22 protein-coding genes are annotated in these 23316 nt (G+C 71.1%); 11 read left to right on the plus strand and 11 right to left on the minus strand.

Annotated elements, in window-relative coordinates; translation table 11 throughout:
• Window positions 1–135 precede the first annotated feature (135 nt).
• The 6 genes from BM109_RS01930 to msrA all read right to left on the minus strand — a co-directional run bounded on the left by BM109_RS01930 (window position 136) and on the right by msrA (window position 6982).
• The gene (locus BM109_RS01930; protein WP_093340103.1) at window positions 136–1086 is read right to left on the minus strand and encodes an AEC family transporter; all 951 of its coding nucleotides are present in this window, start codon (window positions 1084–1086) and stop codon (window positions 136–138) included.
• Window positions 1087–1153: 67 nt separating this feature from the next.
• Window positions 1154–3253 carry a TonB-dependent receptor gene (locus BM109_RS01935; protein ID WP_093340105.1) on the minus strand — a complete coding sequence of 700 codons (2100 nt, stop codon included), beginning with the start codon at window positions 3251–3253 and terminating at the stop codon, window positions 1154–1156.
• A 78-nt stretch (window positions 3254–3331) separates the two neighbouring features.
• Entirely contained in the window at window positions 3332–3742 is a 411-nt protein-coding gene (locus BM109_RS01940) for a hypothetical protein (protein ID WP_093340107.1), read from the minus strand.
• Complete coding sequence (locus tag BM109_RS01945) at window positions 3742–5931, minus strand: TonB-dependent receptor (protein ID WP_093340109.1); 2190 nt, start codon at window positions 5929–5931, stop codon at window positions 3742–3744. The genes BM109_RS01940 and BM109_RS01945 overlap by 1 nt, the downstream gene beginning before the upstream one ends.
• Window positions 5932–6012: 81 nt before the next feature.
• Window positions 6013–6411 (minus strand): hypothetical protein, encoded by a 399-nt coding sequence (locus BM109_RS01950; RefSeq protein ID WP_093340111.1) that lies wholly within the window; start codon window positions 6409–6411, stop codon window positions 6013–6015.
• 19 nt (window positions 6412–6430) lie between these two features.
• Window positions 6431–6982 carry a peptide-methionine (S)-S-oxide reductase MsrA gene (gene msrA, locus BM109_RS01955; RefSeq protein WP_093340113.1) on the minus strand — a complete coding sequence of 184 codons (552 nt, stop codon included), beginning with the start codon at window positions 6980–6982 and terminating at the stop codon, window positions 6431–6433.
• A 100-nt stretch (window positions 6983–7082) separates the two neighbouring features.
• On the opposite strand from msrA, the gene BM109_RS01960 reads away from it, so the two are divergent.
• The 4 genes from BM109_RS01960 to BM109_RS01975 are packed head-to-tail and all read left to right on the plus strand — an operon-like array spanning window position 7083 to window position 10431.
• Complete coding sequence (locus BM109_RS01960; RefSeq protein ID WP_093340115.1) at window positions 7083–7796, plus strand: TetR/AcrR family transcriptional regulator; 714 nt, start codon at window positions 7083–7085, stop codon at window positions 7794–7796.
• Window positions 7797–7837: 41 nt separating this feature from the next.
• Window positions 7838–8515, plus strand: a complete 678-nt coding sequence (locus BM109_RS01965) for a protein-L-isoaspartate O-methyltransferase family protein (RefSeq protein WP_093340116.1) — start codon at window positions 7838–7840, stop codon at window positions 8513–8515.
• 14 nt (window positions 8516–8529) lie between these two features.
• Window positions 8530–8868: a rhodanese-like domain-containing protein gene (locus BM109_RS01970; protein ID WP_057596286.1), complete on the plus strand. Its 339-nt coding sequence runs from the start codon at window positions 8530–8532 to the stop codon at window positions 8866–8868.
• A gap of 24 nt (window positions 8869–8892) precedes the next feature.
• Entirely contained in the window at window positions 8893–10431 is a 1539-nt protein-coding gene (locus BM109_RS01975; RefSeq protein WP_093340118.1) for a TolC family outer membrane protein, read from the plus strand.
• A gap of 4 nt (window positions 10432–10435) precedes the next feature.
• Here BM109_RS01975 and BM109_RS01980 read toward each other — a convergent pair whose 3' ends face one another.
• Both BM109_RS01980 and BM109_RS01985 read right to left on the minus strand, forming a co-directional pair.
• The gene (locus BM109_RS01980; protein ID WP_256222272.1) at window positions 10436–11866 is read right to left on the minus strand and encodes a 3-deoxy-D-manno-octulosonic acid transferase; all 1431 of its coding nucleotides are present in this window, start codon (window positions 11864–11866) and stop codon (window positions 10436–10438) included.
• Window positions 11867–11872: 6 nt separating this feature from the next.
• The gene (locus BM109_RS01985; RefSeq protein ID WP_093340119.1) at window positions 11873–13255 is read right to left on the minus strand and encodes a phosphomannomutase/phosphoglucomutase; all 1383 of its coding nucleotides are present in this window, start codon (window positions 13253–13255) and stop codon (window positions 11873–11875) included.
• A 114-nt stretch (window positions 13256–13369) separates the two neighbouring features.
• Between BM109_RS01985 and BM109_RS01990 the strand changes: the two genes are divergently transcribed.
• From BM109_RS01990 to BM109_RS02000, 3 genes are all read left to right on the plus strand, one after another.
• Window positions 13370–14983 (plus strand): DNA-3-methyladenine glycosylase 2 family protein, encoded by a 1614-nt coding sequence (locus BM109_RS01990; protein WP_093340121.1) that lies wholly within the window; start codon window positions 13370–13372, stop codon window positions 14981–14983.
• Between the two features lie 6 nt (window positions 14984–14989).
• Window positions 14990–15487: a methylated-DNA--[protein]-cysteine S-methyltransferase gene (locus BM109_RS01995; protein WP_093340123.1), complete on the plus strand. Its 498-nt coding sequence runs from the start codon at window positions 14990–14992 to the stop codon at window positions 15485–15487.
• Between the two features lie 64 nt (window positions 15488–15551).
• Window positions 15552–16484, plus strand: a complete 933-nt coding sequence (locus tag BM109_RS02000) for a DMT family transporter (protein WP_093340125.1) — start codon at window positions 15552–15554, stop codon at window positions 16482–16484.
• A 7-nt stretch (window positions 16485–16491) separates the two neighbouring features.
• Here the strand turns inward: BM109_RS02000 and BM109_RS02005 are convergent, their stop codons facing one another.
• Window positions 16492–17154: a DUF1345 domain-containing protein gene (locus BM109_RS02005; protein ID WP_093340126.1), complete on the minus strand. Its 663-nt coding sequence runs from the start codon at window positions 17152–17154 to the stop codon at window positions 16492–16494.
• Window positions 17155–17334: 180 nt separating this feature from the next.
• On the opposite strand from BM109_RS02005, the gene BM109_RS02010 reads away from it, so the two are divergent.
• Together BM109_RS02010 and BM109_RS02015 are read left to right on the plus strand one after the other, a co-directional pair.
• Window positions 17335–18093, plus strand: coding sequence for a c-type cytochrome (locus BM109_RS02010; RefSeq protein ID WP_371268768.1), 759 nt, complete (start codon window positions 17335–17337; stop codon window positions 18091–18093).
• A gap of 10 nt (window positions 18094–18103) precedes the next feature.
• Entirely contained in the window at window positions 18104–19396 is a 1293-nt protein-coding gene (locus BM109_RS02015) for a c-type cytochrome (RefSeq protein WP_093340128.1), read from the plus strand.
• A 10-nt stretch (window positions 19397–19406) separates the two neighbouring features.
• Here BM109_RS02015 and BM109_RS02020 read toward each other — a convergent pair whose 3' ends face one another.
• Both BM109_RS02020 and BM109_RS02025 read right to left on the minus strand, forming a co-directional pair.
• Window positions 19407–20711: an ATP-binding protein gene (locus BM109_RS02020; RefSeq protein ID WP_093340130.1), complete on the minus strand. Its 1305-nt coding sequence runs from the start codon at window positions 20709–20711 to the stop codon at window positions 19407–19409.
• Window positions 20708–21448 (minus strand): response regulator, encoded by a 741-nt coding sequence (locus tag BM109_RS02025; RefSeq protein WP_093340132.1) that lies wholly within the window; start codon window positions 21446–21448, stop codon window positions 20708–20710. Before BM109_RS02025 ends, BM109_RS02020 begins: the two co-directional genes overlap by 4 nt.
• Window positions 21449–21613: 165 nt before the next feature.
• Between BM109_RS02025 and BM109_RS02030 the strand changes: the two genes are divergently transcribed.
• Together BM109_RS02030 and BM109_RS02035 are read left to right on the plus strand one after the other, a co-directional pair.
• On the plus strand, window positions 21614–22084 hold the full coding sequence (locus BM109_RS02030) for a DUF2147 domain-containing protein (protein ID WP_093340134.1): 471 nt from the start codon (window positions 21614–21616) through the stop codon (window positions 22082–22084).
• Window positions 22085–22098: 14 nt separating this feature from the next.
• Window positions 22099–23259: a cytochrome c biogenesis protein DipZ gene (locus BM109_RS02035; protein ID WP_093340136.1), complete on the plus strand. Its 1161-nt coding sequence runs from the start codon at window positions 22099–22101 to the stop codon at window positions 23257–23259.
• Window positions 23260–23316 lie beyond the last annotated feature (57 nt).

Genomic DNA, 23316 nt, shown 5'->3' on the forward strand with positions numbered 1-23316 from the left:
AATCATCAGCGGGGAAATGTAGAGCGGCCGGCGGCGCTCCACATCTCGCCAAACGGCCACCCTGCCGAACGGCATAGGGGCACGGGGCGAGGAGGAGATCGAAAGGCTACGGTTTCGCGTGGCCCGGGACGGATGTCAGGGCAACCACTGCACCCAGAGCATCACCAGCGTGAGCGTGACCAGCGCCAGCAGCGTGGAGACCGCGACGCTGGCGGTCACCAGGTCCTCGGCGCTGCGGTAGCGCTGCGAGAACAGGAACACGTTGGCACCGATCGGCAGCGCGGCCGCGACCACCATCACCGTGAGCGGAATGCCGCGCACGCCGAGCGCCCAGCCGATGATCGCCACCAGCAGCGGATGCAGCAGGTTCTTGACGCCGGCCTGCACCATGGCGCTGCGCCAGTGGCGCCCCACCGGCGTGAGCGCCAGCGTGATGCCCACCATGACCAGCGCCACCGGGCCGAAGGCCTGGCCCAGCAGCTCGATGGTGCGGTCGACCGGCTGCGGCATGACCCAGCCGCTCTGCGCGAACAGCAGGCCCGCGATGATCGGCAGCGGCACCGGATGGATGATGGCGTTGCGCAGCGCGCGCAGCACGGTGCGCAGCATCGAGCGCTTCTCGGCGCCGCCGACCACCGCATGCTCGCGCGCCACCGCGAGCTCGAGCACCACGGTGGCGCTGGTCATCAGCACCAGCGAATGCAGCGAGATCAAGGTCAGCAGCACCACCATGCCGGCCTCGCCATAGGCCAGGCCGACCAGCACGATGCCGATCATCACGGTGTTGCTGTAGGTGTTGGCGAGCGCGAGCACCGCGCCCGTGCGGTTGAAGCCGCGCAGCGCCAAGGTGGCCGCGAACAGCAGCCCCGAGGCGATGAAGTAGGCGGCCACCGGCTTGAAGCGCAGCTCCTCGACGTGCACGCCGCTCATCGCGCGGAACAGCAGCGCCGGCGCGAGCAGCAGGAAGATCAGGTTGGAGAGGTCCTTGACCGCGGGGCCGCCGATCCAGCGGCGCCTCCCGGCCAGGTAGCCCGCCGCGATCAGCAGCACGACGGGCAGGAGGGAGGAGATGACGAACGAATTCACCGGTCGAGGATAGCCGAGCGTTCGCGCCCGCCTCCCTCCCCCGCCGGGGGAAGGAGGCCCCGTCCGGTCAGAAGGTCACGCGCACGCCCACCTTCAGCGAGCGCCCCGGCAGCGGCGCGGCCGGGTACACCGTCGTCGTCAGGATCGAGGTCGCGCTGTAGGCCAGCTTGTTGCCGATGTTGTCGACGCGCGCATACCAGGTGAGGTTGGCGCGCTGCACCTTCATGCGGTAGGCGATCGAGGCGTTCCACAGCGTGTAGGCATCGGTCTCGCGCGCGCCGACGCCCGGCACGCGGTGCTGCGCGGCGTTGTAGTCGAAGCCGACGCGGCCGCTCCACGGGCCGTTGCCGTAGACCAGCGTGGCGCCCACGCGCACCGGCGCGATGCGCGGCAGCGGCTCGCCGGTGTCGGTGTTCTTCGCGCGCACCAGGTCGCCGCGCCACTCGAGGTCGAGCGTGCCGGCGTCGTTCATGCGCGCGAAGCCGTCGCTGCCCAGCAGGCGCAGGTTGCCGCTGGCCTCGATGCCGGTGAAGCGCGCGCGCACGCCGTTGTAGAGGTACTCGGCCAGCGTGTCGGTGACCTCGGGATCGGTCACGACCTGGCCTTCCTCGTCGAGCGTGCGGCCCGAGGCGGTCAGGCCGATGTAGTTGCGAAAGCGCGTGACGTAGGCATTGACGCGCGCCGTGTTCGGTCCCGACTTCCATTGCGCGCCGAGGTCGAAGCCGGTCGACTGCTCCTTGCTGAGGTTCGGGTTGCCGACCTCCCACGCGGCCGTGGCCACGTGCGGGCCGTTGGCCAGCAGCTCGTAGTCCTTGGGCGCGCGCTCGGTGTAGGCGATGTTCGAGGTCAGCTGCCACTGCGGCGCGAGGTTGATCAGGGCGCCGAAGGCGGCGCTGTTCGGGTTGAAGGTGCGCTCGCCGATCGCGAAGCGGTTGATGCTGGGATCGTCGGGATAGCCGAGCGAGCGCACGGTGACGCGCTCGGTGCGCGCGCCGAAGCTCAGCTTGCCCCATGAGGTGCCCATCTCCTCGTAGAGGAACAGCGCGCGCGAGCGCGTGCGGCTGTGCGGCGCGAAGGCTTCCTCGCCGTCGGCTGCGAAGCGGTTGGTCTCGGCGCTGAAGCCCATCAGGCCTTCCAGCGGGCCGATCTTCTCGTGCCGCACCTCGACGCGCAGGTCGTTGCTCATGTTCGAGAAGGTGGTGCCGGCCTCGGCGCCCTCGAACTCGGTGTGGCGGTAGTTGGTGTGGCTGAGCTTGGCGTGGACGCTGCGGATGATGCCGCCCGGGCGCCATTCGCCCTCGATCGCGTAACGGTCGGACTTCATCGCGATGGTCACGTCGTCCTCGGCCACGGTGCCGTAGTTGCTGCGGTAGGTGCTGGCCGAGGCGCCGATCCAGCCCCGGTCGAAGAACAGCGTACCGCCGATCGCGCCGCCGTGCGCCTCGTTGGCCGAGTTGCAGATCTTGCGCGCGCGCCAGGGCGAGCCGGGCTTCTCGCAGTTGAGGTCGATCGGCGCCGAGACGTCGCTCGAGTCGCGCTTGAAGGCATCGGCATGCAGCGCGAAGCGGCCGTTGCCGCCCTCGAGCATCACGGCGCCGTTCTTCTCGCGGTTGCCGGTGGCATAGCCGAGGTCGACACGGCCGCCGAAGCCCTCGATCGGCTCGCTCGGGATGCGGTTGTCGATCAGGTTCACCACGCCGCCGACCGCGCTGCCGCCGTACTGCAGCGCCGACGGGCCGCGCAGCACCTCGACGCGCTCGGTGACCAGCGCGTCGACCGGCACCGCGTGGTCGTAGCTCAGCGCCGAGGCGTCGGGCGCGCCGCCGCCGTTCTGCAGGATGCGGATGCGGTCGCCGTCCTGGCCGCGGATGATCGGCCGGCTGGCATTGGGGCCGAAGTAGGTGCTGCTGACGCCGGGGATGTTGTCGAGCGTCTGGCCCAGCGTGGACTGCGAGCGCAGCAGCAGTTCGTCGCCCGAGAGCGTGGTGGTGGGCGCGATCAGGTCGCTGGCGCCGAGCGGGTTGCCGGTGACGGTGATCTCGCGCAGGCTGGTGGTGGGTTGCGGGTTCGGCGAGGGATCGGCGGGTGCGGTCTGGGCCAGGGCCGCGGCCGAGGCGAGCGAGAGAACGGCAGCGCCGATGGCGTTGCGACGGAATTGGGGGGTCATGATGAAAACTCGTTGAATCGATGAGCGACCGCCGGCCACCCGTGCGCGACGGGTGGCGGCGAATCGGAAACGGAAAATTCAGCGAGCGACAGGCGGCCCGCGGGCCTCGAACGGCGCGGCCCAGCGGACGATGGCCTCGCCCTGCAGGTAGGCGAAGCGCGCCGCCGGCAGCTGCATCGGCAGCAGCACCAGCGGCACGCCCAGGGCGCCGGAGCCGTGCGCGAGCCGGTCGTACAGCCGGCACTCGGCATCGGTGCGATCGCCGAACAGCGCATGCAGCCAGCCGTGCCGCGCGGCGGAAGCATGCGCCTGCGCCTCGTGCACGCCCTGCGTCGCATCGGCGGCCGCGGCCATGCGCCGGGCCTCCACGGTGCGGGTCCAGTCGCCCGGCACGTGCAGCGTGGCATGCACGAGCCCGAGGGTCGACGCCGCCCACACCGCGAGCAGCAGCGTGAGAACGACGGCGCGCGACAGCCTCGAGTGCTTCATCAGAAGTGCGTGGTCATGCTCATGTAGACGCTGCGCCGCGTGCCGTATTGCGGTGCGCCCACGCCAACGCCGGTGCCGTCGCGCAGCAGGTAGCTCTTGTCGAACAGGTTCAGGATCGCGACGCGGCCGACCACGTCGCTGCCCGAGGCGTACTTCCAGGTGTGGGCGTAGGCGGCGTTGACCACCGTGTAGTTCGGCAGCGCGGCGCTGTTGGGCGCGCCGCCGTCGGGCGTGCGACGCAGGCCGCTGCCGAAGATCACGTCGCCGCTGATCTGGTCGTCGCCGAAACGGTAGCTGGCGCCGGCCGAGGCCGTCCAGGTCTGGTCATGGTCCAGGTACACGTCATGGTTGGCGATGTAGCCCAGCTCGTCGGCGCCGAACAGCGACTGGCTCGACACGATGTTCCTGCCCATCGCCTTCTGGTGGGCCAGGTTCGCATAGGCCGACCAGTGCTCGTCGTTGTAGCGCGCCGACAGCTCCACGCCGCGCGCGAAGCCGTCGGCGTAGTTGAACGGCGACAGGATCAGCGCCTGGCCGAACTGGCCTTCGTCGACCAGGTTCGTGATGTTCTTGTAGTAGACGTCGGCCGACAGCGACAGGTTCGGGCTCAGCTTGTGGTCCACGCCCAGGTCGAAGTAGTGGGTGCGCTCGGCCTTCACCGGATCGGACACCGCGATCTCGGGCTGGTTGGTGGTGCCCGCGTAGAGGTTGATGCTCTGCTGCGACGCCAGCTCCTGCGGCGGCGGCGTGAAATAGCGCGCGTAACCCGCGTGCAGCGCCGTGTCGTCCGACAGCTTGTACGCGAGGTTCAGCCGCGGGCTCCACTGGTGCTCCTTGGTGAAGGCATCGACGCTGTCGTAGCGCAGGCCGTAGTTGAGCGTGAGCTTCGGGTCGATGCGCCACTCGTCCTGCAGATAGAGGCTGGCGAGCTGGCCGACCTTGCCGGAGTTGTCGTTGATCAGCACGGGTGTGTCGCCGGCCTGCGCGCCGCTGTCGTCGACCGGGAACACGTTCACCGCATTGATGCTGCGCGTGGTCTGCCGCGTGTAGGCGCCGCCGAAGCGCAGCGTGTGCGCGCTGCCGAGCTTGTACGAGGCATCGGCCTGGAGGCCGTTGGACGAATTCGAGCGCAGGGTGTCCGAGGCCACGCCGTTGTAGACCAGGTCGCCCACGGGGTCCGGCAGGTAGTGCAGGTTCGAGTACTGGTGGAAGGCCGAGACCTGGAAGTCGAGCGCGCCGAGGGTCTTCTGGAACGACAGTGCGACGAAGCGCGTGGCCTCGGTCTGCCGCTCGCGCACGTCGGACGACGGCAGCGCGTTGAAGCCCGAGCCCAGGTCGCTGAAGCCGGCGAGCGAGAAGGCCGGGGCCTGGCCGGGATTGGTCGGGATCTGGAACTTGCCGTTGTAGGTGCCGAACATCAGGCCCAGGCGCGTGTCGGCGTCGAGGTAGTACGACAGGGTGCCGAAGGTCTTGCCCTGGCGCGTGCGGTCGTTCTGCGCGTTGAGCGTGGGCTGGGGGTTCTCGATGCCGCTGGTGTTGGACACCAGGCTGCCCGACAGGTAGTAGCTCAGGTTGCCCGTGGTGCCGTAGAACGACGCGTTCTCTTCCAGCGTGTTGTGGCTGCCGAAGGTGAAGCCGAGCGAGCCGCCGGGCTTGCCGAGGCCCTGCCTGGTCTGGATGTCGACGATGCCGGCGGTGCGCAGGCCGTACTGCGCGGGCAAGGCGCCGGTGAGGAAATCGACCGAGTCGATGTAGCGCGTGTCGAGCGACTGGCCGAAGCCCGAGATGCCCTCGGGCAGCTGCACGCCGTTGACGCGGTACTGCACGTTGCCGTGGTCGTCGCGCACGTGCAGCGAGCCCGAGGCCTTGGAATCCTTGGCGACGCCCGGCAGGGTCAGCAGCACGTCGTCCAGCGGCGTGGCGTCGCCCTTGCCGAGCGCGTCGATGGCCGAGCGGTCGATGCGGTAGACCGTGGCGCCGACCGCGGGCGACAGCTCCATGCGCGCCTTCTTGAGGCGCTCGGACTGCGCCTCCACCGTCACCGCCGGCAGGGCACCGGCGGCGGGCAGCGCGCCCGCGGAAGCATCGGCGGCGGGCGCCGGCGCGGCGAGCTCCTGCGCGACGGCTGCCAGCGACAGCAGGGAAAGAACGGCAACGCCGATGGCGTTGCGACGGAAATGGGGAATCATGAATGGACACTCGTTGAATCGATGGGCGGCCCGCCGCCACCCGTGGCGAACGGGTGCGGCGAACCGGGACACAAGGGGGATTCAGCGAGAGGAAGGCGGGCCGCGCGCGTCGAACAGCGCGACCCAGCGGGCGAGCACCTCGCCCTGCAGGTAGGCGAAGGTGGCCGTCGGCAACAGCATCGGCAGCACCACCAGCGGCACGCCCGGTGCGCTGGAGCCGTGCGAGAGCTGGTCGTACAGGCGGCACTCGGCATCGGTGTGCTCGCCGAACAGGCCGGCCAGACCGTGCGCGGCATGGTCGTGTCCGGCGTGGTCGTGGTCCACGTGCGCGGCCGCGGCCGCGGCCGCCGCGGGCAGGCCCGGCGCGTGCAGCGAACGGTGCATCAGCCCGAGCGTGCCCGCGAGCCACAGCGCGATCGCCAGCGCGAAGACGAGCGCGCGCTGCGAGCGGGTCGGGCCGGACGAAAGGGCGAGGTGCACGGGCGCGGCGGAAAGAGGATCAGGCCTTGACGCGCGCGGCGAAGGTCTTCTGGAACTTCTCGACCTTCGGCCCCACGACGAAGGCGCAGTAGCCCTGATTCGGGTGGTTCAGGAAGTAGTCCTGGTGGTAGGCCTCGGCGGTCGAGTAGTTGTCGAGCGGCTTGACCTCGGTCACCACCGGCGAGGCATAGGTTTTGCCGGCCTCGATCTCGCGGATGACGTCGTCGGCCACCTGCTTCTGCGCCTCGGTCGTGTAGTAGATGCCGCTGCGGTACTGGGTGCCGACGTCGTTGCCCTGGCGGTTGAGCGTCGTGGGATCGTGCACCACGAAGAAGATCTCGAGGATCTCGCGCAGGGCGATCTGCGCCGGGTCGAAGGTCAGCTTCACCACCTCGTTGTGGCCGGTGCGGCCGGTGCAGACCTGCTCGTAGCTGGGATTGACCGTCTGGCCGTTCGAATAGCCCGATTCCACGTCGACCACCCCCTGCACGCGGTCGAACACCGCCTCGGTGCACCAGAAGCAGCCGCCGCCGAGCACGATGGTTTCGGTGGTGGAAGGCGAAGAGGTCATGGGGGACTCCAGGAACGGACTGACAAGGGAACCCGATATTGTCGCGGCTTGACGCATTCGATGCGGCTCACTACATTACTAACCCGCGAGTCATTAAACAATGCCCACTCCCCGATTCCTTGCCGACAAGATCTGCCCGGTCCGCGCCAAGCGCGAGCGGCGCAAGGAGGCGCGCCCCGGCGAACTGCTGGCGGCGGCGCTCGATCTGTTCGTCGAGAAGGGCTATGCCGCCACCCGCTCGGAAGAAGTGGCGGTGCGTGCCGGCGTCTCCAAGGGCACGCTGTTCCTCTATTTCCCGAGCAAGGAAGAGCTGTTCAAGGCCGTGGTGGTCGAGAACCTCGGCGGCCGCTTCACCGAGTGGAACCAGGAATTCGAGACCTTCGAGGGCACCACGGCCCAGATGCTGCGCTACTGCATGCGCGTGTGGTGGGAGCGCGTGGGCCTGACCCAGGCCTCGGGCCTCACCAAGCTGATGATGAGCGAAGGCGCCAACTTCCCCGAGCTGGCGGACTTCTACCGCCAGGAGGTGGTGCGGCCGGGCCATGCGTTGCTTCGGCGCATCATCCAGCGCGGCATCGACCGCGGCGAGTTCCGGCCGGTCGACGTCGACCACACCATCTACTCGGTGGTCGCGCCGATGATCTTCCTGATGCTCTGGAAGCACTCGGCCAACCTGTGCGTCGACGAGGGCGACAACTTCGACCCGCTCAAGTACATCGAGATGCAGGCCGACGTGGTGCTCTACGGCCTCAGCACCCAGCCGCGGGCGCAGGCGGAACCCGACGAAGCCGCTGGCCCGTCGGGTGCCGCCTAAAATTGAAGGTTTGTCCTGACCCGCCCCCAGAAGGAAAACCCATGAGCACCGCCCCCACCCTCGAGCGCTTGCGCTTCAACATGATCGAACAGCAGATCCGCCCCTGGGATGTGCTGGACCTGGAAATCCTCGACCTGCTGGCGGTCATCCGCCGCGAGGACTACGTGCCCGAGGCGCACCGCGCGCTGTCCTTCTTCGACATGGAGCTGCCGCTGCTCGACGGCTCGGTGCCCGGCGAATTCATGCTGTCGCCCAAGGTCGAGGCGCGCACGCTGCAGGACCTGCACGTGCAGAAGCACGAATCGGTGCTCGAGATCGGCACCGGCTCCGGCTTCATGGCCGCCCTGCTCGGCGCCCGCGCCGCCAAGGTGCTGTCGCTCGAAATCAACCCCGAGCTGGCCGCCCGCGCCGCCGAGACCCTGCGCCAGAACGGCGTGACCAATGTCGAGGTGCGCCATGCCGACGGCGCCGTGCCGCTGCCCAGCGGCCCGAGCTTCGACGTGATCGTGCTCAGCGGCTCGGTCGCGCGCATTCCGCAGAACCTGCTCGGCTCGCTCAAGGTCGGCGGCCGCCTGGCGGCGATCGTCGGCGACGAACCCATGATGCGCGCCCACTTCGTGACCCGCAGCAGCGAAAGCAAGTGGGACACGATCCAGCCCTGGGACACGGTGGCGCCGCGCCTGCTGAACTTCCCCGAGCCGTCGCGCTTCGCGTTCTGATCCGGGCCCGCCGCATGATCGATCAAGTCCGCCCCGCCGACCTCGCCGCCTGGTTTGCACAGGACGCCGACGCACCCGCCGTGCTGCTCGACGTCCGCGAGCCCTGGGAGCTGCAGACCGCGAGCGTCGCCCCGGCGGGCTTCACGCTGCTGGCGATCCCGATGAACGAGATCCCCGCGCGCCTGTCCGAGCTCGACGAGAACCAGCGCATCGCCTGCCTGTGCCACCACGGCGCCCGCAGCCAGCGCGTGGCCGCCTTCCTGCACCAGAACGGCTTTGCGCAACTGGCCAACGTGGCCGGCGGCATCGACGCCTGGTCCGCGCAGCACGACCCCGCCGTGCCGCGCTACTGATTCTTCCGCTCCCAAGGACTTTCAATGCCTCCCAGGCCCCGGCTCCTGCCTCTTTCCGCAGCCATCGCAAGCCTTCTTGCCACGCTGCTCGCATCGCCGGCCCAGGGCCAGACACTGAACGAACTCTACGAATCGGCGCGTGGCTTCGATGCCACCTACCAGGGCGCGCGCGCCCAGTACGACGCCAGCGTGGCGCGCGCCGCGCAGGCCAGGGCCGGCATCCTGCCGGCCGTCGGGCTCAGCGCGGGCGTGAACCGCAACAACCTCGACATCGACGTCATCACGGGCAACCAGCAGGGCAGTTCCTCGCGCGACTTCACGCAGCAGAACGTCGGCATCAACGCCACCCAGCCGCTGTACCGGCCCGCCAACTGGGCCACCTGGGAGCAGGGCAAGCGCCAGGCCGAGATCGCGCAGTCGGTGTTCACCATCGCCGAGCAGGACCTGATCGTGCGCGTGAGCCAGGCCTACTTCGACGTGCTCGCGAGCCAGGACAGCCTGTCGCTGGTGCGCGCGCAGAAGGCGGCCGTGTCCGAGCAGCTCGCCTCGGCCAAGCGCAACTTCGAGGTCGGCACCTCCACCATCACCGACTCGCGCGAGGCCCAGGCCCGCTACGACCTCGTGGTGGCGCAGGAGATCGCGGCCGAGAACGACCTGCGCGTGAAGAAGATCGTGCTCGACCAGCTGGTCGGCCGCCCCGGCAGCGTGCCGGTGCCGCTGGCCGTGCCGGTGGTGCTGCCGACCGCGCAGCCGGCCGACATCGAGGCCTGGGTCTCGCAGGCCGATGCGGGCCACCCGGCGATCCGCCAGGCGCAGCTCGGCGTCGATGTGGCGGGCCTCGAGATCGAAAAGGCGCGCGCCGGCCACAAGCCCACGCTGGACGCCAACCTCGGCTACAACGTCACGCGCAACCCGAACGGCACCAGCACCAGCACCGTGGGCACGCGCATCAACGCCGCCACCGTGGGCGTGACCTTCAACCTGCCGCTGTTCGCGGGCTTCGCGACCGAGAACCGCATCAAGGAAACGCTGGCCCTCGAGGACCAGTCGCGCAGCGTGCTCGACGGCACGCGCCGCAACGTGGCGCAGGCCACGCGCGCGGCCTACCTCGGGCTGGTCTCGGGCGCGGGCCAGGTCAAGGCGCTCGAGGCCGCCGAGGCCTCGAGCCAGAGCGCGCTCGACGCCAACCGCCTGGGCTACCAGGTCGGCGTGCGCATCAACATCGACGTGCTCAATTCGCAGAGCCAGCTCTACCAGACCAAGCGCGACCTCGCGCAGGCGCGCTACAACGTGCTGCTGGGCAACCTGAAGCTGCGCCAGGCCAACGGCACGCTGACCGTGGCCGACATGGATGCCATCAACGCCACGCTGGCGAAGAACGGCAGCGTGCCCGCGGTGCCGGCCCCATCGACCACGCCGGCCGATCCGAACGCCGTGGCCGTGCCGCCCGCGCGGCCCAGCGTGCCGGTGGTACCGCCGGTGCCGGTGGCGCCGTTCAATCCGCCGCCGCCCGCGATCCCCGTGGCACCGCCGCCGCCGCCGGTGCTGAACCCGGGGCGCTGAGACCCTAGTCGAGCGTGGGCTCCGCGCGCTCGCGCGGACCTTCGGGCGCCGGCTGCGCAGCCTGGACCGGCGGCTTCGCCGGCTCGTCGGCCAGCGCCGGCTCCACCGGTTCCTCGGGCTCGGCCGCCATCGCGATCGTGAGCACCGCGGCCGCCGTGCGCTCGGCCGCGCCGCGGTTCGAGGACGAGAAGGCCTGCGCGGCCTGCGACATCGCCTCGCGGCGCTCGCGGTTCTCGACCAGCTTGAGCGCGCTGGTCACGGCCTGTTCCATGGTCTCGACGCGCAGCGAGGCACCGGCCGCGAGCGACAGTTGCGCGGCTTCCGCGAAATTGAAGGTCGACGGCCCCATCACGACCGGGCAGCCGCAGGCCGCGGGCTCGATCAGGTTCTGACCGCCCAGGGGTTCGAAGCTGCCGCCGAGCAGCGCGACGTCGGCCAGGCCGTAGTACAGCGCCATCTCGCCGAGCGAATCGCCGAGCCAGATCTCGGCCTCGGCCGGCTGGCCCGCCGTGCTGCGGCGCGCCACCGCGAAGCCCTCGGCCTCGATCAGCGCGGCCACCTCGTCGAAGCGCTGCGGATGGCGCGGCACGATCATCCACTGCACGTCGTGCACCCGCTTCGAGATCGAGCGGACCGCGCCCTGCTCGGGCGGCACCGGCGCGGTGGCGCCGAAGCGCCGCAGCACCTCGAGCAGCAGGCGCTCCTCGCCGTCGCGCGAACTGGCCAGCACCACGATCGGCTTGGGCAGCGTGCCGCGCAGCTTGGCGGCCGCATGCAGCTGCCGCACGTCGGGCGTGGCGTCGAACTTGAGGTTGCCGTAGATGCCCGAGACCTTGGCGCCCAGCGACACCAGCCGGTGCGCGTCGGCCTCGGTCTGGGCCCAGACCGCGCTCAGCGCCGAATAGGCCGGCCGCGCCAGCCAGCCCAGCCGCTCGGCCGAGGCCAGCGATTTCTCGTTGAGCCGCGCATTGGCCAGCACCAGCGGGATGCGGCGCTCAGCGCAGGCCGCGGCCATCTCGGGCCAGACCTCGGTTTCCATCAGCACGCCGATGCGCGGCTGGAAGCGGTCGAGGAAGCGCGCCACGGCGCCCGGCGTGTCCCAGGGCTGCCAGACCTGCGTGTCGCCCTCGCGCAGCAGCTTGGCGCCCTCCTCGCGGCCGGTGGCGGTGCCGTGCGTGAGCAGGATCGGGATCTCGGGGAACTGGCGCCGCAGCTCCTCGATGAGGATGGCGGCGGCGCGCGTCTCGCCGAGCGAGACCGCGTGCACCCAGCACTGGGCATGGCCGGTGGTGGCGGCGTCGTAGTGGCCGAAGCGCTCCTCGACCGCCACCGCGTAGCCGGGCTCGGCCGCCGCGCGGCGCCGCAGCTTGCGGCGCACCAGCGGCTGGGCCAGGGTGGTGAAGGCGCCGTACAGGCGCAGCAGCAGCGAACGCACGGTGTCCTAGTGCGCCGCTTCGGCCAGCGTGGCGTCGGGCTTCACCGTCTTGAGCAGCGCCAGCATGCGGGCCTCGATGCGCTCGAGCGCCGCCTGGGTCTGGCCCTCGAAGCGCAGCACCAGCACCGGCGTGGTGTTGGAGGCGCGGATCAGGCCGAAGCCGTCGGGCCAGTCGACGCGCAGGCCGTCGATGGTCGACACCTGCGCCGGGGCCTCGAAGCTCGCGCTCTTCAGCAGTTGTTCGACCACCGCGTGCGGCTCGCCCTCGGCGCACTTCACGTTGAGCTCGGGCGTGGAAAAACTCGTGGGCAGCGCGTTGAGCACGTCGCTGGCATTCGGGCTCTTGCTGAGGATCTCGAGCATGCGGCAGCCGGCATAGGTGCCGTCGTCGAAGCCGAACCAGCGCTCCTTGAAGAAGATGTGGCCGCTCATCTCGCCGCCCAGCGGCGAATCGAGTTCCTTCATCTTCGCCTTGATCAGCGAATGGCCGGTCTTGAAGATCAGCGGCTTGCCGCCCGCGGCCTCGATGGCCGGGCCCAGGCGCTGCGAGCACTTCACGTCGTAGACGATGGTGCCGCCCGGCACGCGCGACAGCACGTCCTGCGCGAACAGCTGCATCTGGCGGTCGGGGAAGATGTTCTGGCCATCCTTGGTGACGATGCCCAGCCGGTCGCCGTCGCCGTCGAAGGCCAGGCCCAGTTCGGCGTCGCCCTGTTGCAGCGCGGCGATCAGGTCCTTGAGGTTCTCGGGCTTGCTGGGATCGGGGTGGTGGTTCGGGAAGTCGCCGTCGACCTCGCTGAACAGCTCGGTCACCTCGCAGCCCAGCGCGCGGAAGATCGCGGGGGCCGAGGCGCCGGCGATGCCGTTGCCCGAATCGACCACGATCTTCATCGGCCGCGCCAGCCGCACGTCGCCCACGATGCGCTGCACGTAGGCCTCGGTCACGTCGACCTCGCGCACGCTGCCGCCGGGCGCGAGCGTCGCGCTGCCTGCTTCCATGGTCTTGCGCAGTGCCTGGATCTCGTCGCCGTAGATCGCGCGGCCGGCCAGCACCATCTTGAAGCCGTTGTAGTCCTTGGGGTTGTGGCTGCCCGTGACCTGGATGCCGCTGGTGGCGAGCGTGTGGGCCGCGAAATACAGCATGGGCGTGGTGACCGCGCCCACGTCGATCACCTCGACGCCGGTGGCCACCAGGCCGCGGATCAGCGCTTGCGAGAGCGCCGGGCCCGACAGGCGCCCGTCGCGCCCCACGGCCACGGAGGTCTCGCCGGCCGCGCGGGCCGCGCTGCCGAAGGCCCGGCCCAAGGCTTCCGCCACCTCGGGATTCAGCGTGGAGGGCACCACGCCGCGAATGTCGTAGGCCTTGAAGATCGACGCGCTGAGCTGCATGAAAAAGGATTCCTCTGTGGATTCGTGGACCCCGGGGATTGTAGGCATCGCCAGGGGTACCCACATGTCCGAAAACGGCCAGTCGAAACGCCTCGAAACCTTAACATTCGAGCCATGACAAACGCCAACGCCTCCCCCGACGTGCTCGAGAGCGATGCCTGCTACCTGGCGCTGAAGACGCACGACGCGCGCTTCGACGGCTCGTTCTTCACCGCGGTGACCTCCACCGGCATCTACTGCCGCCCGGTCTGCCGCGTGAAGCTGCCGCGGCGCGAGAACTGCCGCTTCTTCCGCCATGCGGCGCAGGCCGAGGCCGAGGGCTTCCGCCCCTGCCTGCGCTGCCGGCCCGAACTGGCGCCGCGGCCCATGGGCACGGCCAACTGGTCGACCGAGGATGCCTCGCGCATCCTCGCGCAGCAGGCGGCGCGGCTGATCGACGAGCCCGACGCCTGGACCGACGAGGGCCCGGGCGCCGCGCAGATCGCGGCCCGGCTCGGCGTCAGCGACCGCCACCTGCGCCGCATCTTCGAGGCCCAGTTCGGCGTCTCGCCGCTGCAGTACCTGCAGACCCGCCGCCTGCTCGCGGCCAAGCAGCTGATCGCCGACACCCGCCTGCCGATGACGCAGGTGGCGCTGGCCAGCGGCTTCGCGAGCGTACGTCGCTTCAACGCGGCCTTCGTCGAGCACTACGGGCTCAATCCGAGCGCCTTGCGGCGCGCCGGCGGCGCCGAGGGCGGCGACGGCCGCGCGATCGAGGTGCGGCTGGGCTTTCGCCCGCCCTACGACCCGAACGCGATGCTCGGCTTCTTCGCGCGGCGCGCGCTGCGCGGGGTCGAGAGCATCACGGCCGAGGACGGCAAGGTGCCCACGGCCGGCAAGAACGCCAAGGCGCCGGCCCCGGCCTTCACGCGGCTGGCGCGCACGCTGCGCGTGCAGCACGGCGCGCAGGTGCATGCGGGCTGGCTGCAGCTGCGCTTCGACATGGCGCGCGAACAGATGCTGCTGTCGGTCAGCGATTCGCTGGCGCCCGTGCTGCCGGTGGTGATCAGCCGCGCCCGCGCCATGCTCGACATCGACGCCGACCCGATGGCCATCAACGCCGCGCTGCACGAGGCCTTTCCGCATGGCGACGGGCTGCGCGTGCCGGGCACGGTCGACGGCTTCGAGCTCGCGGTGCGCGCGGTGCTGGGCCAGCAGATCACGGTGGCCGCGGCACGCACGCTGGGCTCGCGGCTGGTCGAGGCCTTCGGCGAACCGATCGCCACGCCCATCGACGGGCTCGACCGCCTGTTCCCCACGCCCGCCGCCATCGCGGCCGCCAGCGGCGATGCGCTGGGCCAGCTCGGCATCGTGCGCCAGCGCCAGGCCGCGCTGCATGCGCTGGCGCGCGCGGCGGCCGAAGGCCGGCTGCCGCTGCATGCGGGCGCCGATGTGCCCTCGACCATCGCCGCGCTGCAGGAACTGCCGGGCATCGGCGCCTGGACCGCGCAGTACATCGCGATGCGCGCGCTGCGCTGGCCCGATGCCTTTCCGGCCGGCGACGTCGCGCTGCAGAAGGCGCTGGGCGTGAGCACCGCGCGCGCCGCGAGCGAGGCCTCGCAGGCCTGGCGCCCGTGGCGCAGCTACGCGGTGCTGCGCGCCTGGCACGCACCCGTCCCTTCCACGCCGTCCGCCGAGCCCACCGCCGCGGACATCCCTTCCACTCCCACGGCAGGCCTCACCGCCTGAGAAGCCATGAAGTTCAAGAAGACCGTCATCTACACCTCGCACTACGACAGCCCGCTCGGCGGCATCACCATGGCCGCCACCGACGCCGGCCTGGCCGGCGTCTGGTTCGACCAGCAGCGCCACTGGCCCGACACCACGGGCTGGCAGACGCGCGACGACCACCCGGTGTTCGTCGAAACGGCCGCGCAGCTGCGCGACTATTTCGCCGGCAAGCGCGACCGCTTCGAGTTGCCGCTCGACCTGTCGCACGGCACCGCGTTCCAGCAGAGCGTCTGGCAGGCGCTGCTCGCGATCCCCGCGGGCGCCACCACCAGCTACGGCGCGCTGAGCGCGAACGTCGGCAACCCGGCCGCGGTGCGCGCGGTGGGCGCGGCCGTGGGCCGCAACCCGATCAGCGTGATCGTGCCCTGCCACCGCGTGCTCGGCGCCAACGGCTCGCTGACCGGCTATGCCGGCGGGCTCGAGCGCAAGAGCGCACTGCTCGAGCTCGAAGGCGTGCGGTAGGCTCGCGGGTCGGGAACGCCTGGCCCACGGCCAGGCGCAAGAGAACACACAACGACAACACCGCATGACCACCTCCACCACCACCGCCGCCGGCGCGCCCAAGCCCAAGGGCTGGCTCGTCGACCTCGTGCTGCTCGGCGCGCTCTGGGGCGCCTCTTTCCTGTTCATGCGCATCGGCGCCGCCGAGTTCGGCGCGCTGCCGACCGCGGCCGTGCGCGTGAGCATCGCCGCGCTGTTCCTGCTGCCGATCGCGCTGCTGCGCGGCCAGGGCCCCGCACTGGCGCGCCACTGGAAGCCCAGCTTCTCGGTCGGCGTCTTCAATTCGGGCCTGCCGTTCGCGCTGTTCAGCTTCGCGGTGCTCAGCATCAACAGCAGCCTCGCGGCCGTGCTCAACGCGGCCACGCCGATGTTCGGCGCGCTGGTGGCCTGGGCCTGGTTCCGCGAGCGGCCCGACGGCTCGCGGCTGGTCGGCCTGGTGATCGGCTTCATCGGCGTCGCCATGCTCGCCAGCGGTGGCGCCGGCCTGCACACCGGCGCCAGCAATCTCGCGGCCCTGTGGGCCATGCTGGCCTGCCTCGCGGCCTGCCTGTGCTACGGCATCTCGGCCAGCGCCACGCGGCGCTTCCTCACGGGCGTGCCGCCGCTGGCCACCGCCACCGGCAGCCAGATCGGCGCCTCGCTGTTCCTCGCCGTGCCCGCGATCTGGCTCTGGCCCGCGCAGATGCCCGGGGCGCGCGCCTGGCTCGCGCTGCTCGCGCTCGGCATCGCCTGCACCGGCGTGGCCTACATCCTGTTCTTCCGGCTGATCGAGCGCGCCGGCCCGGCGCGCGCGCTGACCGTGACCTTCCTGGTGCCGGTGTTCGCGGCCTTCTACGGCGCCGTGTTCCTCGGCGAGACCATCACGCAGTGGATGCTGACCTGCGCCGTGGTGATCGTCTGCGGCGTGGCGCTGTCGACCGGCCTCGTGAAGCTCTGGCCGCGCGCCGCCAAGGCCTGAGCCGGGATCAGATCGCGCCGGCCACCACGTTGACCGACAGCGCGAGCACCAGCATGTTGAAGGCGAAGGCCAGCACGCTGTGGATCAGCGTGATGCGCCGCATCTCGCGCGAGGTGGCCTGCACGTCCGACACCTGCGAGGTCATGCCGATCACGTAGGCGTAATAGAGGAAGTCGAAGTAGTCGGGGTCTTCCTTGCCCGGGAAGTCCAGCCCGCCCGCGTCGGGCCCGCGGTGCTTCTCGTCGTTGTAGTAGCGGTGCGCGTAGTGGAAGGCGTAGATGGAGTGCATCATCAGCCACGAGCCCGCGAGCGCCACCAGCCCGAGCCCGATGTGGACCGCGCGCTCGATGCCGCTCAACTGCTTCACCTGCTGCAGCAGCATCGCGATCGCCACCACGCTCGCGCCCACCACCACCAGCATCGACACCAGGATCATCAGGTTCGGCTGGTCGAGCGACTGCGCGCGCTCGCGCGTGCGCTTGGCGTCGAAGGTGTCGGCCAGCCACCAGGTCAGCACCTGGTAGACCAGCACGGCCGCGCACCAGCCGGCCAGCCCGCGCGCCATCAGGCCCAGTGGCCAGGGGATCGCCGCGATGGCGACGCCGACGATGCCGCCATACAGCAGGCGCTGCGGACCGGTGGTGGTGGACAGGGGGTGGAGCGTGGACATGGGGCGCAGCTTAGCGCCGTGGCCACGGCGCGGTGCGAGCGATGGGACTTTTTGTCCCAGCGTACGCCGCAACGTGCGCGCGCTGGTATGGTCACGACGTCCCCGGGGCACCGCGCCGGGCCCGACGACGTTTTCCCACGAAGCAACGACGTGCGGCCGATGCAGCCGCGCCCTTCCGCCATGAGACACGTGCGACTTCCTTCGCGACCACTGCACCACGGGCTGCGCGCCACGCTGGCGACACTGGCCGTCGCGACCTTCGGCCTGATCGGCCTTGTGGGCCTGCAGCCCGCGCGCGCGGCCGAACCGGCCAGCGTGCCCGACACCATCGAGCAGCGCGTGGCCGCCTGCATCGCCTGCCATGGCCGCCAGGGCTCGACCGGCAACGCGGCCTTCTTCCCGCGGCTGGCCGGCAAGCCCGCGGGCTACCTGTTCAACCAGCTGCGCAGCTTCCGCGACGGCCGGCGCTCCAACACCGACATGAACTACATGGTGCGCCACATGTCCGACGCCTACCTGCAGGAGATCGCGGACTACTTCGCCGGCCTCGACCTGCCCTATGCCGCGGTCTCGCCGACCAGCGATGCACCGCCCGCCCAGCTCGCGCGCGGCCGCCAGCTCGCGCTCGAGGGCGACGCCACGCGCAACATCCCGGCCTGCGTGCATTGCCACGGCGCCGCGCTCACGGGCGTGCAACCCGCCATCCCTGGCCTGCTGGGGCTGCCGCGCCTGTACGTCTCCTCGCAGCTCGGCGCCTGGCTCACCAACGAGCGCCATGCGCTCGCGCCCGACTGCATGGCCGAGATCGGACGGCGCATGACCACCGCCGACATCAACGCCGTCGCGAGCTGGCTCGCGGTGCAGCCGATGCCCGCCAACCCCAAGCCGGTGTCCGCGCCGGCCGCGCCGCTGCCGATGGCCTGCGGCGGCATGCAGTGAGGCCGCGACGATGACCGCGCTCAAACGCCTCTCCTGGATCCTGCTGGTGCTCGTGCTGCTGCTGGCCGCCGTGGCCGGCGGCGTGGTCGCGCTCAACCTGCGCGGCGAGGCCGCCATCCCCGAGCAGGCCGAGGCCTTCGAAGCCACGCCACAGCGCATCGAGCGCGGCCGCTACCTCGCGCTGGCCGGCAACTGCGCGGGCTGCCACACCACGCGCGGCGGCCAGGCCTACGCGGGCGGCCTGCCGATCGAGACGCCCTTCGGCACCATCCACTCGACCAACCTCACGCCCGATGCGCAGCACGGCATCGGCGGCTGGAGCAGCGCGCACTTCTGGCGCGCGATGCACAACGGCCGCTCGAAGGATGGCCGGCTGCTCTATCCCGCCTTCCCCTATCCGAGCTTCACGCGCGTCACGCGCGAGGACTCCGACGCCATCTACGCCTACCTGCGCAGCCTGCCGGCCGCCGACACGCCGAACCGGCCGCACCGCCTGCGCTTCCCCTACGACACGCAGGCCGCGCTCGGCGTCTGGCGCGCCCTCTTCTTCACGCCGCAGACCTTCGTCGCCGACGCGGGCAAGCCGGCCGAATGGAACCGCGGCGCCTACCTGGTCGACGGCCTGGGCCACTGCATCGCCTGCCACGGCAGCCGCAATGCCTTCGGCGCCACCGAGACGCAGCGCGGCCTCTCGGGCGGGCTGATCGCGGTGCAGAACTGGTATGCGCCCTCGCTGGCCGATCCGCGCGAGGCCGGCGTGTCCGGCTGGCCCGCCACCGAGGTGGTGGCGCTGCTGAAGAACGGCAGCGCGCCGCGCGGCTCGGTGATGGGCCCGATGGCCGACGTGGTGTTCGAGAGCACGCAGCACCTGTCCGAGGCCGATCTCTCGGCGATGGCCGCCTACCTCAAGGACCTGCCGGCCGTCGCGCAGGAGGCCGCAGACGCCAAGCCCGCGCGCCCCACCACCTACCGGCGCGATGCCGGCGAGATGGCGCGCGGCAACCGCATCTACGACCAGCGCTGCGCCTACTGCCATGGCGACCAGGGCCAGGGCGCGCCAGGCGCCTACCCGCCGCTCGCGGGCAGCCGCGCCGTCAACATGGCACGGCCCGTCAACCTGATCCAGGTCGTGAGCCATGGCGGCTTCCTGCCGACCACCGCGGGCAATCCGCGCCCCTACGGCATGCCGCCCTTCGGCGAGACGCTCGACGGCACCGACCTCGCGGCCGTGCTGACCTACATCCGCGGCTCGTGGGGCAACGACAGCGCGCCGGTCACGCAGCTCGACATCGCGCGGCGCTGAGGCGCGATCGTCATTCGGGGTTCGCGGGCAGGCTCAGCATCGCTTCGAGGCCACCCTCGGAGCGGTTCGACAGGCGCAGCCCGCCACCGAGCGCGGCCGCCAGCTCGCTCGCGATGGCGAGCCCCAGGCCCGTGCCGCCGGTCGCACGATTGCGCGACGACTCCACGCGGTAGAAGGGCTCGAGCACCTTGTGCAGCTCCGTATCCGGAATGCCCGGCCCGCTGTCGCGCACGGCGATACGCAACTCGGTGTCGGTTCTTGCCACGACCACGCGCGCGCCGCCGCCGAACTTGATCGCGTTGTCGAGCAGGTTCACGAGCGTGCGTCGCAGCGCGAGCATGCGGGTCTTCAGCGGTGCGCCGGCCTGGCCCTCGAGCGCCACCTGCGCGCCGGCATCGAGCGCATCGCAGACCAGGCCGTCGAGCAGCGCATCGATGTCGACGGCGCGAAACGGCTCCTGGCCCGCATGGGCGGCCCGCGCATAGGCCAGTCCCTCTTCCACCAGCGCCTGCATCGCATCGAGATCGCCCGCCAGGCGCGCGCCGCAGGGGTCGTCCTTCCAGGGCTCGAGCCGCAGCCGCATGCGCGTGATGGGCGTCTGCAGGTCGTGCGAGATGGCCGCCAGCAGCCGGTGGCGCTCGGCCAGGTGCGCATCGATGCGCCGCTGCATGTCGTTGAAGGCGCGCGCCGCCTGCACCACCTCCACGGGCCCCGCCTCCTTCAGCGCGACGGCCTGCGTGCCGGGCTTGATGGCATTCGCGGCCCGCGCCAGCGCGCCGAGCGGCCGCACCGCGACGCGCACGCCCCACCAGGTCGCGGCGCCCAGCAACAGCACCTGCAGCGCGAGCAGGGCGATGGCGCGGCCCGAGAGGCCCAGCGCGGGCGGGCGCAGCGTCAGCGTGAGCATCGTGCCATCGGCCAGGCGCAGCGGCAGCAGCAAGGGGGCACCCTCTTCATCGCCGCGCCCACGCAGCATCGGCCCCGTGCGCGTCTCGCCCACCGCGGCCGCCACGCTGCGCGCCAGGCTGAGCGACAGCGCATCGCCCGCGGGCCCGGCCGCCGGCAGCGCGGCGATCGCATAGTCGTAGTTCCTGCGCGCCAGCCGCGGCAGCCATGCCGCGCGCTCCGAGGGCGGCACGCGGTCGAGGATCGCCAGGGCGCTCGCGACCTCGCTGCCCAGGTACGAGGCCATCATGTCGCGCGCCAGCAGGCCGCGCTCGTAGAGCAGCACCGCGAAGGTCAGCGCATGCGCCAGCGCCAGGCCCGCGAACACCACGACCGCGACCCGGCCGAACATCGTCTGCGCGCGCTTCATGGCGCCTCGGCCTCGGCGCGCACCTCGCAGCAGAACACATAGCCGGCCGCGCGCACCGTCTTGATGTAGCGCGGCTCGCGCGAGAGGTCGCGCAGCCGGCGGCGCAGGCGGCTCACCAGCAGGTCGATCGAGCGGTCGAAGGCATCGCTGTCGCGGCCCTGGATCAGGCTTTGCAGCTGGTCGCGGTGCAGGATGCATTGCGGCCGCTCGAGCAGCACCTGCAGCAGCCGGTACTCGGCGCCCGTGAGCGCCACCAGCGTGCCGCTCGCGTCCACCAGGTGCCGCCCCAGCGTGTCGAGCCGCCAGTCGCCGAAGGCCAGGAAGCGCGGCTGCTGCGCGCGCCGCAGATTGGGCGGCAGCATGCGCGTGCGGCGCAGCACCGAGCGGATCCGCGCGAGCAGCTCGCGCGTCGCGAAGGGCTTGGTCAGGTAGTCGTCGGCGCCCATCTCGAGGCCGAGGATCCGGTCGGCCTCGTCGGCGCGCGCGGTCAGCATCAGGATCGGTATGGCCGCCGCGTCGCGCGCACGCAGGTCGCGGCACAGCGAGAGGCCGTCCTCGCCGGGCAGCATCAGGTCGAGCACGATCAGGTCCACCGCGTGGGCCGCGAGCACCTCGCGCATGCGCGCGGCATCGCAGGCCGTGCTCACGCGCAGCCCGCCCTGCGTCAGGTAGTCGCGCAGCAGCGCGAGGATCTGGCGGTCATCGTCGACGACGAGCACATGGTCGGGGCGTTCCATCGCGGCACGATAGTCGCGACGGCGCACGGCGCGGCCGCGGTTTTGTATCGCAGTTTGTCCGGGCCGTGCGCGGACAAGCATTGCTACAGATCCGCCGGCTTTTCGACATCGCCGCGGCGACGCCGGCCGATGCAATGGCGGCTCCTTATCACCCATGGAGCCTCCATGCACTCGATGACTTTCGCCTGCCGCGCCCTCGCGCTCGGCCTTCTGCTCGCCGCCGCCCCGGCGGCCTTCGCCCAATCGGCCGCCGGCGATCCGCGCGGCCGCTGGATCACCGCCAACGGCAACCTCGAGGTCGAGGTCTCGGCCTGCGGCGACGCGCTGTGCGGCACCGTCACGCAGGTGCTCGGCAACCGCTCGATGGCGCCCGAGGGCGGCGAGATGCAGGCCGTCGACACGCGCTCGCCGCTCGGCATGACGCTGCTCAAGGACTTCAGGCCCACGGCCGCCACCGAGCCGGGCGGCGAATGGGAAGGCACGATCTACAACCGCGAGAACGGCAAGACCTACCGCTGCCGCATGTCGGTCGCCACCGCATCGATCGCCGCCGGCGAGCTGGTGCTCCATGCCTATGTCGGCCTGCCCCTGTTCGGCAAGACGCAGCGCTGGACCCGCGCGCCGTCGCGCCACTAAAGCAAGGCCGGCACATGCTGCAAACCCTGCTCGCCCTCGGCGCCGGCGTCGCGACCGTCGGCAGTCCCTGCATCCTGCCGATGCTGCCCCTGCTGCTCGGCGCCACGCTCGCGCCCACCGTGCCGTCCGCGCGCACGGCATCGCTGCGGCCGCTGCTGATCGTGGCCGGCTTCGTGCTGTCGTTCGCCGCCGCCGCGCTGGCCTTCGGCGCCTCGACGCGCGTGCTCGGGCTCTCGCCGCAGGCGCTGCGCCACGCGAGCATCGCGGTGCTGCTGGCCTTCGGGCTGCTGCTGTCGTGGCCGCGCCTGCTCGACCGCCTGGCCGCGCCGCTGGGCTTTCTCGCCGATGCCGGGCAGAGGCTCGGCGACCGCGCCGGTGCCAGCCATGGCGGCGGGCTGCTGCTGGGCGCGAGCCTGGGTCTGCTGTGGACGCCCTGCGCCGGCCCCGTGCTGGCCTCGGTGCTCACCCTGATCGCGACCGAGGAGCAATCGTGGACCGCTGCCTGGCTGCTGCTGATGTACGCCATCGGCGCCGGCGTGCCGATGCTCGCGATCGCTTACGGCGGACAGGCCGCGAGCGCGCGGATCCGCGTCGTGGCGAAGCACATGCACGCCCTGCGCCGCGTGTTCGGCCTGCTGATGATGGCGACCGCCGTGGCCATGGCCCTGCGGGTCGACACGCAGCTGTCGGCGTGGCTGTCGCGCGCCGCGTGGTCTTCGGGCGGTTCGTCCTCCACGGCGTCCGTCACGACGGCGCCGGACTTCGTCGGCATCGACCAGTGGTTCAACTCGCCCGCGCTCACGATCGAGGGCCTGCGCGGCCAGGTCGTGCTGGTCGACTTCTGGACCCACGGCTGCGTCAACTGCGTCAACACCCTGCCCCACCTGCGCGAATGGGCCCGGCGCTACCGCGAGCGCGGCTTGGTGGTGGTCGGCGTGCACACGCCCGAGTTCGCGTTCGAGCGCGACGCGGCAGGGCTGCAGTCGGCGATCCGGCGCCACGGCATCGACTACCCCGTGGCGCAGGACAACCGCTACAAGACCTGGAAGGCCTGGGGCACCGAATACTGGCCCAGCCTCTATCTCGTCGACCGCACGGGGCGCGTGATCTTTCGCCACGTGGGCGAAGGCGACTACGAACACATCGAGCGGCAGATCGAGCAGGCGCTGCAATGACGCAGGTGCGGACCAACAGGCGCATGGCCCCTTCTCCTACAAGCACCGTCGCCATCG

Origin of the sequence: Variovorax sp. PDC80 (assembly GCF_900115375.1) — a bacterium.
Classification (GTDB): domain Bacteria; phylum Pseudomonadota; class Gammaproteobacteria; order Burkholderiales; family Burkholderiaceae_C; genus Variovorax.

Excerpts from the sequence above, each read along its gene's own strand:
- BM109_RS01935 (WP_093340105.1), bottom strand. The coding sequence starts at position 3,253 with ATGACCCCCCAATTCCGTCGCAACGCCATCGGCGCTGCCGTTCTCTCG.
- BM109_RS01940 (WP_093340107.1), bottom strand. The coding sequence starts at position 3,742 with ATGAAGCACTCGAGGCTGTCGCGCGCCGTCGTTCTCACGCTGCTGCTC.
- BM109_RS01945 (WP_093340109.1), bottom strand. The coding sequence starts at position 5,931 with ATGATTCCCCATTTCCGTCGCAACGCCATCGGCGTTGCCGTTCTTTCC.
- msrA (WP_093340113.1), bottom strand. The coding sequence starts at position 6,982 with ATGACCTCTTCGCCTTCCACCACCGAAACCATCGTGCTCGGCGGCGGC.
- BM109_RS01960 (WP_093340115.1), top strand. The coding sequence starts at position 7,083 with ATGCCCACTCCCCGATTCCTTGCCGACAAGATCTGCCCGGTCCGCGCC.
- BM109_RS01965 (WP_093340116.1), top strand. The coding sequence starts at position 7,838 with ATGAGCACCGCCCCCACCCTCGAGCGCTTGCGCTTCAACATGATCGAA.
- BM109_RS01970 (WP_057596286.1), top strand. The coding sequence starts at position 8,530 with ATGATCGATCAAGTCCGCCCCGCCGACCTCGCCGCCTGGTTTGCACAG.
- BM109_RS01975 (WP_093340118.1), top strand. The coding sequence starts at position 8,893 with ATGCCTCCCAGGCCCCGGCTCCTGCCTCTTTCCGCAGCCATCGCAAGC.
- BM109_RS01985 (WP_093340119.1), bottom strand. The coding sequence starts at position 13,255 with ATGCAGCTCAGCGCGTCGATCTTCAAGGCCTACGACATTCGCGGCGTG.
- BM109_RS01990 (WP_093340121.1), top strand. The coding sequence starts at position 13,370 with ATGACAAACGCCAACGCCTCCCCCGACGTGCTCGAGAGCGATGCCTGC.
- BM109_RS01995 (WP_093340123.1), top strand. The coding sequence starts at position 14,990 with ATGAAGTTCAAGAAGACCGTCATCTACACCTCGCACTACGACAGCCCG.
- BM109_RS02000 (WP_093340125.1), top strand. The coding sequence starts at position 15,552 with ATGACCACCTCCACCACCACCGCCGCCGGCGCGCCCAAGCCCAAGGGC.
- BM109_RS02005 (WP_093340126.1), bottom strand. The coding sequence starts at position 17,154 with ATGTCCACGCTCCACCCCCTGTCCACCACCACCGGTCCGCAGCGCCTG.
- BM109_RS02010 (WP_371268768.1), top strand. The coding sequence starts at position 17,335 with ATGAGACACGTGCGACTTCCTTCGCGACCACTGCACCACGGGCTGCGC.
- BM109_RS02015 (WP_093340128.1), top strand. The coding sequence starts at position 18,104 with ATGACCGCGCTCAAACGCCTCTCCTGGATCCTGCTGGTGCTCGTGCTG.
- BM109_RS02020 (WP_093340130.1), bottom strand. The coding sequence starts at position 20,711 with ATGAAGCGCGCGCAGACGATGTTCGGCCGGGTCGCGGTCGTGGTGTTC.
- BM109_RS02025 (WP_093340132.1), bottom strand. The coding sequence starts at position 21,448 with ATGGAACGCCCCGACCATGTGCTCGTCGTCGACGATGACCGCCAGATC.
- BM109_RS02030 (WP_093340134.1), top strand. The coding sequence starts at position 21,614 with ATGCACTCGATGACTTTCGCCTGCCGCGCCCTCGCGCTCGGCCTTCTG.
- BM109_RS02035 (WP_093340136.1), top strand. The coding sequence starts at position 22,099 with ATGCTGCAAACCCTGCTCGCCCTCGGCGCCGGCGTCGCGACCGTCGGC.